Annotated in this window: 11 protein-coding genes and 1 pseudogene; 6 read left to right on the forward strand and 6 right to left on the reverse strand. The window is 42.5% G+C overall.

The genetic code is table 11. The features are described from left to right. The first annotated feature begins 11 nt into the window (after positions 1 to 11). Complete coding sequence (locus ACRRSW_RS17550; protein ID WP_432459998.1) at positions 12 to 248, forward strand: hypothetical protein; 237 nt, start codon at positions 12 to 14, stop codon at positions 246 to 248. A gap of 145 nt (positions 249 to 393) precedes the next feature. On the opposite strand, the gene ACRRSW_RS17555 is transcribed toward ACRRSW_RS17550, so the two are convergent. From ACRRSW_RS17555 to ACRRSW_RS17565, 3 genes and pseudogenes are all read right to left on the reverse strand, one after another. Beyond that, positions 394 to 615: a hypothetical protein gene (locus tag ACRRSW_RS17555; protein WP_432459999.1), complete on the reverse strand. Its 222-nt coding sequence runs from the start codon at positions 613 to 615 to the stop codon at positions 394 to 396. Positions 616 to 635: 20 nt separating this feature from the next. Continuing rightward, positions 636 to 927: pseudogene (locus tag ACRRSW_RS17560) on the reverse strand (IS4 family transposase); the annotation flags it as partial. A 917-nt stretch (positions 928 to 1,844) separates the two neighbouring features. Next, entirely contained in the window at positions 1,845 to 2,309 is a 465-nt protein-coding gene (locus ACRRSW_RS17565) for an Rrf2 family transcriptional regulator (protein WP_432460000.1), read from the reverse strand. A gap of 86 nt (positions 2,310 to 2,395) precedes the next feature. Here ACRRSW_RS17565 and ACRRSW_RS17570 point away from each other — a divergent pair, with 86 nt between their 5' ends. Then, positions 2,396 to 3,823, forward strand: coding sequence for an MFS transporter (locus ACRRSW_RS17570; protein ID WP_432460001.1), 1,428 nt, complete (start codon positions 2,396 to 2,398; stop codon positions 3,821 to 3,823). A gap of 302 nt (positions 3,824 to 4,125) precedes the next feature. Here the strand turns inward: ACRRSW_RS17570 and ACRRSW_RS17575 are convergent, their stop codons facing one another. Together ACRRSW_RS17575 and ACRRSW_RS17580 are read right to left on the reverse strand one after the other, a co-directional pair. Then, on the reverse strand, positions 4,126 to 4,677 hold the full coding sequence (locus ACRRSW_RS17575; protein ID WP_432460002.1) for a sigma-70 family RNA polymerase sigma factor: 552 nt from the start codon (positions 4,675 to 4,677) through the stop codon (positions 4,126 to 4,128). 115 nt (positions 4,678 to 4,792) lie between these two features. Next, entirely contained in the window at positions 4,793 to 6,436 is a 1,644-nt protein-coding gene (locus ACRRSW_RS17580) for a methyl-accepting chemotaxis protein (RefSeq protein WP_432460003.1), read from the reverse strand. Between the two features lie 715 nt (positions 6,437 to 7,151). Here ACRRSW_RS17580 and ACRRSW_RS17585 point away from each other — a divergent pair. The 4 genes from ACRRSW_RS17585 to ACRRSW_RS17600 all read left to right on the forward strand — a co-directional run bounded on the left by ACRRSW_RS17585 (position 7,152) and on the right by ACRRSW_RS17600 (position 10,031). Next, positions 7,152 to 7,508 (forward strand): diacylglycerol kinase, encoded by a 357-nt coding sequence (locus ACRRSW_RS17585; protein ID WP_432451949.1) that lies wholly within the window; start codon positions 7,152 to 7,154, stop codon positions 7,506 to 7,508. A 1-nt stretch (position 7,509) separates the two neighbouring features. Next, a complete protein-coding gene (locus ACRRSW_RS17590; RefSeq protein ID WP_432451948.1) occupies positions 7,510 to 9,162 on the forward strand; it encodes a phosphoethanolamine transferase in 1,653 nt (550 codons plus the stop codon). A 79-nt stretch (positions 9,163 to 9,241) separates the two neighbouring features. After that, positions 9,242 to 9,526 (forward strand): PepSY domain-containing protein, encoded by a 285-nt coding sequence (locus tag ACRRSW_RS17595; RefSeq protein WP_432451947.1) that lies wholly within the window; start codon positions 9,242 to 9,244, stop codon positions 9,524 to 9,526. Further along, a complete protein-coding gene (locus ACRRSW_RS17600) occupies positions 9,519 to 10,031 on the forward strand; it encodes a cytochrome b/b6 domain-containing protein (RefSeq protein ID WP_432451946.1) in 513 nt (170 codons plus the stop codon). Before ACRRSW_RS17595 ends, ACRRSW_RS17600 begins: the two co-directional genes overlap by 8 nt. Before the next feature lie 325 nt (positions 10,032 to 10,356). Here the strand turns inward: ACRRSW_RS17600 and ACRRSW_RS17605 are convergent, their stop codons facing one another. Then, entirely contained in the window at positions 10,357 to 11,928 is a 1,572-nt protein-coding gene (locus ACRRSW_RS17605; protein WP_432460004.1) for a methyl-accepting chemotaxis protein, read from the reverse strand. Between the last annotated feature and the right edge of the window lie 509 nt (positions 11,929 to 12,437).

The raw sequence follows: 12,437 nt of genomic DNA on the forward strand, positions 1-12,437 counted from the left end.
TGTAAATAGTTTTGAATAATTTCACTGGAATTGTACTTTTTTCGGTAGCAATGTTGTTAACAGTTTTACTTTTAGCGATATTCATTTTTATGGGTATAATTTTTTCTGAATATGATTTCTCTACAGGGGCTTTATTTGGGCATGTGCTTTATTGGGTAATACCTTTAATCCCGCTTGCTGCAATGACTTTTGGAAATTATTTAATATATAAACAGTCATTATTAAAGTTCAAGGGTAATGTTAAATAAACGGCAACTAACAAGCACATTAAGTCGCCCAACAAGTTGGGCTGGGACACTAAAATTACGCGGCGGTTTCGTTTTGGTGCTTCGCAAGTTTAACAAAATCGCCGCTACATTTTATTGCCCCTAATGTGGGCGCTGGAGGATCCCCTCATAAATCTTTGAGTCCTGAAGAGAGAGTTAACCAGCGAAACGCATTAATTGCCCAACGTATTCGCTGTTCTGTTATCACATACTCAGGCCTTCGCCGTACTTCTTTTCCTAACCTTACTACCGATAAAACCGCCTGTTTGCGGATGGTATTGGCCTGAAAGTGTCGTTGCCATCCAATCTGTTGTGCCACTAAACCTAAGCACCACAAAACATGCGTCATTGCTCACGCACATCAGCTCAATCGACTCGCACCACAGGCCTGGGATTAGCCCCCGCAAATCTGCCGAGCATGCCATTGGTATATCGCTAAACGCTCACTATTTAAATGGTGGTTACCGAGCAAACGGTCCATGCGTTTAATGCAGTGTTTAGGTGAGGTACGGCTGGTGATATTACGCCCTAGCTCGGTGAGAGACAATTTATCGCCATCTAATAGCGATGTTGTTGCAACCATCAGAGAGTTAAGGCGTTTTTTGTGAATATTCGGGCACAGCTCAATAAGCATTTGGTGTAGAATTTGAGTTTCGCGCATCCCGACTGCCTCCGTGCAGGTTTGATAGGAAAGGTTTTTGGCGAAATTAATTAGATCAAACAACGGGGTGCGCGTCTACTTATATGAATTCTCAAGAGATTATGAGGGGATTCGCTAGATTGCGGCGTTATGGTTCAAGGAGTATGAAGTAAAAGAAGTGTTCCCAATAATGTTCGGAGTCTTATTTTGCTCGGTATTTGTCTGGTTTTTCCTTTGCTACCGACTATTCAAAATATTAGAAACTAGGCATCCCGAAAAATATGAATCTATGGGTAAACCAAGCCTCATCATGAATAATTCACTTTCTAGCAATATTACGTTCATGAAGTTTCTCTTTAAAAGAGAGTGGCGAGAGCTAAATGACTCAGGGCTGGCAACGTTGGGCAAATCTATGTTGGTTTTCTTTGCCATCTACATTGTTGGTTTTCTAACATTATTCTTTTCGGTGCCACTAGGCTATGCACCATAACAAGCAAAGGCAGCATCGCCCTGCGGGCTGGACGCGCTAACGCGCGCCGCTGCTTTGGGCGTTAACTATCACTCAGTCATACATAAACTAATAGACCATGCCTTTGCCTAGTCGCGATTCGTAACTCGTTTCTGTCCAGAGGCGTGTTACAGCGAAGAATCGCAACCCAAACATATATGGGATCCACGTATTTACAAAGTGATCATTTCAATAGACGGTTAAGATACGTACGTATATTCGGCTTCTTGTTGAAGGCGCTACCTGGTAAGGCCTTACCACATACTGGAATCCTCGTTTTTTTCATTCTCCTAAGTCTAGTCTTGGCAAAGGAGGGAGTGGATCCCATACATCAAGTTGGAAGTCATACGAGATATTTGGCAAACAAACAACCTGTGTCCAAATTATAATAATGTTACTGTGAATCTGGCTTACTAGAGCAGATTTACTGTCATTCATGTGGGTCTGACTTATGACCCCGCTCATTATCCAAACTTTCTAAACGACATTTAAATTGCATATTGAGTTCTGCAAGTGTAACGGTCTCAAGTTGAGCGATAAATACACGTCGAGACATCTCTAGAGCGTTGTTAAGAGACTCATCAGCTATCTGCTGTACTAAACATGTTGGGTTGTCGGAATCGCTTGATATTGCAAATAAGCGAGGCATACCTAAGGCTTCGTAAAGCCCAAGCAACGTAATTTCGTCGATGCGTTTCGTTAATATCCAGCCTCCATTATGCCCTTTGTTGGACATAACATAACCTCTATCACGTAACCCTGACATTGTTCGCCGGATGACAGATGAATTCGTGTTTAGCATCTTAGCTAAAACTTCAGAGGTTAAAGGTTGCTGAGTATCGTGCATGTGTAGTAAGGCATGAATAACTCTTGATAGCCGAGAATCGGTTCGCATCGCTAACTCCTTTCATGTTGCTTTTAAAGATACATGAAAATACAATGAGCTTCACGATACATTTGAAGTTACATGAGTTGGGTATAATGCACGATCAATATCTACCAAACAGATGGCAAGCACTCTTCTTCTTGTTGCTTGCCAACTTCCTCAATATATTGGATGTGACCATTGTTAATGTTGCTATTCCGCGGATTTACCAAGATATGGATATTTCACATTCTCAAGCACAATGGGTATCAATCATATATTTGATAAGCTTCTCTGCCTGCTTGCTTCCTTTGGGTAAGCTGGGAGATATGTATGGCAAATTGCGATTATTCAAAAGCGGGCTAATCGCCTTTATGGCGACATCATTGATGTGTGCGGTTTCTCCTAGCATTGAGATGCTAATGTTCAGCCGGTTTTTTCAAGGTTTTGCAAGTGCGATGATGGTTCCACAGGTGTTAGCCATTGCAGTGTCAATGTTTCCTGTAGAAGAAAAAACAAAGATGTTTGGTTATGTGGGGATTGTGGGAAGTTTAGCGTCAATCCTTGGCCCCGTCGTCGGAGGGATGTTGATTTCACTCAATCTATTCAGCCTTGATTGGCGAATTATCTTTGTTATAAACATTCCCATTGGAGTAATCGCGTATTTTGGCGTGAAAAGAAATCTAGCGAACGAAGTGAAAAGGTCACGATTACGAATAGATTGGCTAGGGAATAGTCTAGTTATATTGATGAGTATTTCTCTTATTGTGCCTCTCATTGAAGGCTACAGCTTAGGCTGGCAACCATGGATACTGGCTGTGTTAGCGATGTCTCTACCTAGTATATGGGGTCTCAACCTTTGGTTGAAGAAGCCTACAGCAGATAGTAGTCGTCCTAAATTGATATCTGTTAGCCTGTATACAAACCGTTTCTTCATCAACCAAGCTATGTTCATGATGTTGTTTGGTACCACGACTCCTGGGTTGTTCTTTGTTCTAACATATTACATGCAGAGGCATCTTGGCTTTAGTCCGTTTGAATCAGGAGCTGTGACTTTGGCATTCCCTTTAGGGGTTCTTATCTCTTCATCAGTGCTAAAAAATAGCCCTTTATCATGGCAACGCTACAGAGTCTTTGGTGGTTGTTTAGGACTTACCGTTGCATGGTCAATACTATATCTCACAATTAGCTATGTTTCTGTATTTGATAAGTTATATTGGATTTCATTGCCTTTATTCATAGGAGGGCTTGGAATGGGAAGCGCAATAATTGCGTTATTTCAAAGCATGATGAGCACTGTAGATAGAGAAGATTCTGGTACTGCTTCAGGTGCAATGCAAGCATTACAACATATAGGTATGGCAATAGGTATTGGTATAGCTGGCCAGATCTATTTTATATCTATTGATTTTTATGAAATGCCACTGGTAGCGATGAAAAACTGCGTGTTATACAGCGCAGTCATGATTGGAGGATTTACGTTGAAGTCTCTTCATAGTTTCATCGACAAAAAAAGAAATATCGTTGACGTTGTAAGAAACTAAGAGCACATAATTGTGCTCCCAAGTAATTTAAAAATTACATTACTTTTAGTAATTCGAAAATCAACGATTAGAGCATGATTTCTATCGTGTTTTTGTCAAAAAACTTACCCACGTTGCAGCCAGACTATACCTTGGCATTAACTGATAAGCATTCTTCCGAGCCAATCCCCCTTTAATAAGCAATGTCCAACAATGAATTTGGAAGTGAGCAAGCTTTAGTATTCATTAAACGCTCGCTACTGACCAAGATGACTGCATTTTTCCATCAAACTATATTGTCCTTCGACAGTAAGCCTGTTGATTTAAGGGCGCTTCGGTTTAAAGCAACAGATCTGCTGTTGCTCATCATAAGCAATTTGACATGCACAATTAAGTTGCTGTTTAAGCTTCACTCTGGCGCGCTGCAAACAAGACTTAGCCGCCGGTAAACTCAGTTTATGCTGCCTCGCATAGTCTTGTTGCGACATCCCTACAATGTCACAGCACTGAATAATATGACGATCGCGCTTCGCTAATCGCTCGAGCTGTCTGGGTAAGCATTGAACTAAGGCATCGATCGGCTCAAGCGCCGTTTGTGGCTGCTCAAAACGATTCAAATCACGACTGCTAATAAACTTTGCAGACTCGCGATAGTGATCGACTAAACGATTTTTCGCAACTTTAAACAACCACGCTTTCACATTATCGATACGACAAAACTTATCTTTTTGGCGTATGGCTTTCACAAAAACATCTTGTAGCACATCTTCTGCTAACAAAGAGTCTTGGGTCTGTGAGAGTAACCAACCCAGCAAAACTGTTTGGTATTGTAACCACGCTTGAGTTAAACACGGTTTAGGCTGAGTACGCGGCATGAATCACCTTTTAAAGATTAATAAAGCACAGTTGCATTCAATTTCTGAGATGGCGAGTGCCGTCATATCCGATGGACACTCGCAAGATTAACAGTGCCGTTCAAAGGCCCTTCCACTATACGGTGTAGGCTTCGATTTCCATTTTTAATTGCTCAGCTAACTTGGCCAAAGCCATCGTTGAGCTGGAGCTTTGCTCGGCTCCCTGAGCCGTTTCATTAGAGATATCACTAATCGCAATAATGTTCTGATTGATCTCTTCGGTGACTGAGCTTTGTTGTTCAGCTGCAGTCGCGATTTGTGCATTCATCGCCGAAATATGATCAACACTTTGAGTAATTTGCGCTAAAGCGTCCCCCGCCTGTAAAGACTTTTCGGCCGTTAACTTCGCGTTATTAGCCCCCTGCTCAAGCCGTTGGGTTGACTCTCGACTGCCCTCTTGTAATTGCGAAATCGTTTGCTGAATTTCCCCTGTCGACTGTTGAGTACGACTGGCAAGAGTTCGAACTTCATCGGCCACAACCGCAAAACCTCGTCCTTGCTCGCCGGCCCTAGCAGCTTCGATAGCCGCGTTCAGTGCAAGTAAATTAGTTTGCTCAGAAATACTTTGAATCACTTCTACCACGCTACCAATTTCTTCCGCATGCTGCGCTAGCTTTTGCATTTCTTTAACCGAGTCTTGCATTTCATTAGACAAACTTTCGATCATCGCGATACTCTGCCGCACCACCTGTTGACCATCGGCGGCCGCCAAATCGGCTTTTTCCGATGCCTCGGCGGCTGTACTGGCGCTTTGCGCGACTTCATGAACAGTGGCCGTAAACTGGTGCATCGCCGTTGCAATTAACTGAGTTTGTTGCTGTTGATCAAAAATGTTTTGTTTGGTTTGCATCGCAACCGATGAACCTTCTTCTGCTGAACTAGCAAGCACTTCAACCGACTGCTTATTGGTACTCACCACATGTTGAAACTTAGCCACGATGGTATTCACATCGCTGGCAATATCAGTAAATTCATCCTCTCCATCCACATCAATTCGCTGGGTTAAATCCCCCGCAACAATCAAGCTCGATTTAGCTTGAAGCTGACGAGCCGCTTCCGAAACGCGCTTCACTATCAGTGCCGACAGACCAATAATCACCAACAAACTTAAACTAATAATAATACCAACCGACCACATGAAATGTTCGGTATCAGCTTCGGCCTGTTGAAAGTTTTTAGCGGCTTCATCTATTTGCAGCTTTAAGAATTGTTGGGCGACCATGGTGACAGAGGCATAACCAGGGTTAATCACCTTTAATAATACCAAATTAGCATCAGTAAACTGGCCTTGCTGTAGCGCTTTAATCGCAACCTCAAAACCACGCTGCGTCACTTGGTCAACTTCTTTCGCCAGCTGCTGAGTAACCCTGCGTTCTTCATCCGATAAATCTGAACCTAATATTTCCCGGTCAATCAGCTGATGCAAGGCTTCAATGTTAGTTTGAATCGCATCGATATGTTTACCTAAAGGATGGTCATGCATTTTTGCAAATTCAGAGCTGGGATCGTGCTGAAAGGCCAATAATAAGGAGCTTCGCGCACTGCCGATATTATCCAAAATCTTACCAGCTCGAACGGTGTGTTGTATCCCTTGAGTATATAAATCTTCTATTGCGGCTTTCTCTCGGTTCATCCCGGTAATACCTTCATAAGCCAAAAAACCAAAGGCAATAAGAAATAATAAAATGATAACTTTAAGTCGAAAACTAACTGTGCGCATAAATCCTTCCATGTGAGAGAAAACCCAAATCACCGTAAATTTGAATAAATGACCAAAATTGGCTCGAAATCCCTTATTCGTCACGGTCAGTGTTATTCAAAACAAACGTATCTTAATTTTAATCTTCCAAAACAGCGTCAAACCCTGTTAATCAAACCCTGCGGTGCATTGGTTGCGCATTAAACCACCATTTATATGGATAACTAATTTCACATGGCATACCTTGCTTAAAAACACCATAAACCGCAGTAAAAGAATCCCCCAATATGAACCGTTGCTGATAGTTAAATACTAGAACAAGCAGCTAACTATCATTCACAATCTATTTGATAAGAATCAATAAAACAGTACTTTGCTTGAAGAAAGCATGGATTAGATATAAGCAATCTTCCAAATCAAAACACAAAGCGAAGAAGTATCAACTATTCAAGGGATAACGAGTTGATTCAGCGCCGCTGGTTTTGCTATCGACCACAGCCAAGGAAAGTTGAACAATTTGCTCCAAAGTAAAATATTGGTCAATCGCAAAAATACCGCCTCCCCAATCATTAGTCTCACTTGCGGCCGGTCGGCAGCCAGCAATATAAAGCCGCTTTCTTAAGTATTTCTTAAGAAAACAATTTTAAGCTCTCTGCGTTCAGGCTGATCCTCGTTTGCTGTTAACAGAGCCATGAGGAAAGCTTCATTTATTAAAATTAACCACTGATTAAGACTTATGAAACAAACTCATACTGGCCTCGCACGCATTATTTATGCCACAGGATTTTCTATAAATGGTTTCATTTCCGCCTGGAAAAGTGAAGCCGCTCTCAGGCAGGAAGTCACGTTATTACTGCCTTTAGCCATCACAGCCTTATTTCTGCCTGTAAGCAAGAGTGAGCAGATTTTGCTTATTGGTAGCCTGATACTGGTTCTGATTGTGGAATTACTCAACTCAGCCATCGAAACGGTGGTTGATCGCATCGGCTCTGAATGGCACGAGCTGAGTGGTCAAGCCAAAGACATAGCCTCAGCCGCAGTGCTTACATCTCTCATTTTCGCTGCTTTTACTTGGAGTTGGATTCTCATTTAACATGCGTTCATTCACTAGATTCGCCTTACCCTATTGGCTCGCCACTTTGTTCATCGCCCTGTATTTTGCAGTGGTACTTAACCTTCCCATATATGCCAAAATAAGTGAGATATTCAGCCACCTCGAACAAGTAAAACTAGGTTTCATCATAAGCATTCCGCTATTTTTTATACTCGCTTTAAACCTGATATTTCAGCTGTTCTCTTGGCCGTTTCTGTTTAAACCATTTTTTATTCTATTGATCTTATTATCGAGTATTGTCAGCTACAGTAGCTTTAACTATGGCACCATTTTTGACCAGGATATGTTGGTTAATATTTTGGAAACCAATGCTGGTGAAGCCAGCTCATATATCAGCTTATATTCACTAACCTGGATCCTTGGCTTAGGCGTTCTACCAAGTGTTCTACTCGCACTATTACCAATAAAAAAAGAGCGCACCTTTATTCGTTTCATCGCTAAAAAATGCTTAGCCATGATCCTATCTGTTTTGGGTATTCTATTAATCGCAGCTTTGTATTATCAAGACTACTCGTCGGTCGGTCGAAATAATTCCTATTTAAACAAAATGATTATTCCGACCCAGTTTGTCTACAGTGCCTATGGGCAGGTCAAAGACAGCTACTTTACTAAACCCATGGTCTATAAAACCCTCGCAACCGACGCCAAACAAATAGCAAATGCTGCTGCGAACACAAGTGCAAATAAGCCGAACTTAGTCATCTTTTTATTAGGTGAGACCGCCCGCGCACAAAACTATCAATACCATGGCTATGCTCGTGATACTAACGCTTATACCCAAGCCTATCACCCGTTCTTCTTTTCCAATATGTCCTCCTGCGGCACAGCCACTGCAGTATCGGTACCTTGTTTATTTTCTAACATGAATAAAGCTAACTTCAATCGCAAGCAAGCCGATCACCAAGACAACCTGTTAGATATTCTGCAACGAGCTGGTATTAACTTACTATGGAAGGAAAATGATGGAGGCGATAAAGCAGTCGCAAAAAACATTCCTCTCATCAATATAGATACTTCGCGACAAGATCAACAATGTAATGGTCATAGTTGCTATGACATGGTGCTATTGGAAAATCTCGATCAACAAATCTCGGCGATGTCAGGGAATCGTATGATTGTGATGCATCTGATGGGGAGCCATGGCCCCACCTACTTTCAACGCTACCCAAGTTCAATGGCAACCTATCAACCCGATTGTCCACGAGCCGATATTGAAAACTGTTCGATAGAGCAAATTCAAAATAGTTACGATAACAGCATTCGCTACACCGACTTTGTCACCGCACAAGTGATAAAACACTTACAAAGTTTGCAACAATACAATACTGCGCTGATCTATGTCTCAGACCATGGAGAATCACTGGGTGAAAATGGCCTGTTTCTGCATGGCATGCCCTACAGCTTAGCCCCAGAAACTCAAACCAAGGTTCCCTTGCTGTTTTGGATGTCTCCAGGTTTTGCGAAGCAAAAACATATCGACTCAAGCTGTTTAAACGCTTCTCGTGATAAGCCTTATTCCCACGACAATCTATTTCATTCCTTACTCGGTTTAATGGATGTCTCGACTCAGGAATACCATGCCTCTGAAGATATATTCAGCCCTTGTCGTTCACTTACAAACAGCTCTTTTTAGCCTATTTTGTCAAACCTTAAGTCTTCCTTAAGTTTTGCAACTTATGATGAAGTTGAAACTAAACGAACAGGAGAACAAGATGTCACCGATTAAAATGTCAACTCAACTTATTGCATGTATCCTAGCCGCAACCTCCTTTGTGGCTTTAGCCGACCCTACTTGTACTCAACAGCCTGAAAGTACTTGGATCCCCATCGAACAAGCCCAACAGCGGGTTGAAGAAATGGGTTACAAAATCAAAGTATTTAAAAGAACCCACACTAGTTGCTATGAACTTTACGGTCATACCAAGCAAGGAAAACGAGCAGAAATTTACTTTAACCCAACCAACATGGAAAAAGTAAAAGAGGAAATCGATGACTAAACACTACGTTTGGGATTGGCTAGTAAGACTGACTCACTGGACCGTTGCAATACTATTTTTAAGTAACTTTTTATTGCTGGAAGAAGGCAGCGAACTGCATCAGTGGGCAGGCTATGGGGTCTTAGCCGCTATTGCGACGCGTTTAGTCTGGGGCTTGATTACCCGTTCACCGGCTCGACTCAGTACTTTTAGGCCGTCAATCGCAGCAGGTATTGCTCACCTGAAGGAGGTGCTTGTGAGCAGGCAAGATCAACACCACGGGCACAATCCCGCAGGTGCTTTGATGATCTGGCTCATGTGGTTTTTACTGATTGCTACTGGTCTTTCGGGCTGGGCAACCCAGACCGATCTATTCTGGGGAGAGGAGTGGCTTGAGAAAGTCCATGGATTACTAGCTGATCTGTGTATGATCGCCGTTGCAATCCATGTTTCAGCGGTGATCATCATGACCAAAATCACCGGCAACCCTTACCTCAATGGCATTTTGTGGGGTCGTAAAAACTAACCTGGTGTACAGTCAACAATGCAGTTCCACTGCAGTGTTGACTGTACAAAACGACGACACTGGAATGACTATTTTCGCGACAATTGTTGCTTCAAATAAATGACACCAAACTCTCCCTTGAGGTGATTTATTTAAGAACCGCACATCATCCCAACGCTCGGTTCAAAGCGCTCAGCGACCAGGCTATGTTACCGCTTCACTTTAATCGCAGCTCAGGCGCTATACCTATCAGCCTTTGAACAGAAGAATCCCCGCCTTCTGCAAACAAACTCAGCTCGAAGCAACATCGACCACTTCGAGTCTACAAGTCCTCGCTTCTGGCATATTAAGCCTGAAACTGATGAATCAAGCGCTGTAAGGCTTGTAATTTATCGACCAACATCCCCGTACGCTCGACCGACTCATCCCCTGTCACCGCCGTTTCCTCGGTTAGCTTATTAATATTAATCAAGTTACGATTAATTTCTTCGGTCACCGTGGCCTGCTCTTCTACTGCCACTGCAATTTGATGACTAGTATCCGTCACACGATGCAACATATCACCAATTTCAATCAGCGAATCTCCGGTATTCTGAGCATTCACTAAACATTGATCAGAGAGCACCTCTCCCGAGGCCATGGTTGAAATTGCCTGCTCAGCAGTAGTTTGCAAATTATTAATCATGGTATGGATTTCTTCGGTAGAAACTTGCGTTTTCTGGGCTAAGTTTCGCACCTCTTCCGCCACCACAGCAAAACCGCGCCCAGCATCGCCAGCTCGAGCGGCCTCAATGGCCGCATTCAAAGCTAACAAGTTGGTTTGGTCGGCAATCGAACCAATCACATCGAGGATCCCTTCAATTTGCTGACTACTTTCAGCCAATTGACTCACCACTGCTTGGGAGTTTGCTAACTCCTTATGTAAAGCCTGCACCGAGTCGATCGTGGTATCAACCTGTTGTCGCCCTGCAACCACCGCGGTATTGGCTTGGCTGGTCAGCTGCGATGCTGACTCGGCACTTTCCGCCACTTCTCGAGTAGCATGGGCCATCTCGGTCACCGCTGTAGCGACCTGAGTGGTTTCATCGTTTTGCTGAGAGAGACTCTGTTTCATAGACTGCATGGTCGCCAATTCATCCTCGGCAGACAGCAGAATATCGCCTGTGGTTTCCCCAGTGCGAGCCACCACTGCACGCAATTCAGCTTGGCGCATCCGCAAGGCCAATTCAATGGCCGAAAACTCATCATAATGATCAGTGTAAAGATTTTCCATCAAAGGGTTGTGGTAGGCCTGCTGGGCTCGTTGATTCAGTTGTTGAATCCGCGAGCGTTGTCGCCAACCGAAAAATAGGCTGGCAGCACCAAGTAAAGCGCCTCCCCCGGCCAACCAATACATTCCCGCAGTCAAAGCCTGCCATTCCAGCAAGCCCAACATGCTTAGCGTTAATAGCAACATATAGGAAGCATAGTGATGTCGCCAGCCCAATAAACGCTGCGGTTTTTTTCCTTGCTGCAATTGACTATAGGCCGCATCCGCTCGTTTAATTTGTTCACGTTCAGGGCGTGATCTCACCGACTGATATTCAATGGTTTCACCCTGTTCATTTTTAATCGGCGTAACAAAGGCACTCACCCAATAGTGATAAGCGCTATCTTTGCAGCTATTTTTGACTAAACCCATCCAGCTTCGGCCCGATAGCAAGTACTCCCACATCTGGGCAAAGGCCACTTTGGGCATATCCGTATGTCGGATAATATTATGTGGTTGACCAGATAACTCAGTGGCCGAGTAACCTGCTACATCACAAAAGCTTTGATTGGCATAAGTGATATAACTATCGTTATCGGTGGTAGAGATCAGACTGTCAAATTCAGAGTAATCGACTTCTTGTTGAGTTACGTGCTGTTGTACTGCCATAACGAATACTTAAATCTAAAAGATATAAATATACACAAAAAAATACACATAAAAAAAACAATTTATGTATTTAACAAATATGTAATACACTGATATTTGTCTTCTATTTTATCATTAGTTTGTTTTTCAAAATATTGCTCTGAATTTTGATAGCTATCCGTAGAAATAATATGTTTAGAGTCATAAAAACAGTCTTCAACAGATAAAACCATGAATATTCATCACTCGGTTTTTTTAATATATTTAACTAACTAGCAAACTAAAGTATCCACGACAATCCCCGTAGATTCGCACTCCAGGCCGATAAATCAAAAAGCCATCGAACCTTTAAGGTTCTCAATCAAACTCAAAAACTTAGAAATATCTTTGATTCATATAATAAATTCGGCGAAGCCAAAAACATTTTCACTTTATTTCAAAAGCATTGCTAATAAGCGGCCATAAATTATTTTAGACATTACTAATATATAAATTAAAACTGTGAACTCCCTACATGGATCCTTTGATAA

The organism is Agarivorans sp. QJM3NY_25 (genome assembly GCF_050870875.2).
Classification (GTDB): domain Bacteria; phylum Pseudomonadota; class Gammaproteobacteria; order Enterobacterales; family Celerinatantimonadaceae; genus Agarivorans.

Excerpts from the sequence above, each read along its gene's own strand:
- ACRRSW_RS17575 (WP_432460002.1), bottom strand. The coding sequence starts at position 4,677 with ATGCCGCGTACTCAGCCTAAACCGTGTTTAACTCAAGCGTGGTTACAA.
- ACRRSW_RS17580 (WP_432460003.1), bottom strand. The coding sequence starts at position 6,436 with ATGCGCACAGTTAGTTTTCGACTTAAAGTTATCATTTTATTATTTCTT.
- ACRRSW_RS17570 (WP_432460001.1), top strand. The coding sequence starts at position 2,396 with ATGCACGATCAATATCTACCAAACAGATGGCAAGCACTCTTCTTCTTG.
- ACRRSW_RS17585 (WP_432451949.1), top strand. The coding sequence starts at position 7,152 with ATGAAACAAACTCATACTGGCCTCGCACGCATTATTTATGCCACAGGA.
- ACRRSW_RS17590 (WP_432451948.1), top strand. The coding sequence starts at position 7,510 with ATGCGTTCATTCACTAGATTCGCCTTACCCTATTGGCTCGCCACTTTG.
- ACRRSW_RS17565 (WP_432460000.1), bottom strand. The coding sequence starts at position 2,309 with ATGCGAACCGATTCTCGGCTATCAAGAGTTATTCATGCCTTACTACAC.
- ACRRSW_RS17555 (WP_432459999.1), bottom strand. The coding sequence starts at position 615 with ATGACGCATGTTTTGTGGTGCTTAGGTTTAGTGGCACAACAGATTGGA.
- ACRRSW_RS17600 (WP_432451946.1), top strand. The coding sequence starts at position 9,519 with ATGACTAAACACTACGTTTGGGATTGGCTAGTAAGACTGACTCACTGG.
- ACRRSW_RS17605 (WP_432460004.1), bottom strand. The coding sequence starts at position 11,928 with ATGGCAGTACAACAGCACGTAACTCAACAAGAAGTCGATTACTCTGAA.
- ACRRSW_RS17595 (WP_432451947.1), top strand. The coding sequence starts at position 9,242 with ATGTCACCGATTAAAATGTCAACTCAACTTATTGCATGTATCCTAGCC.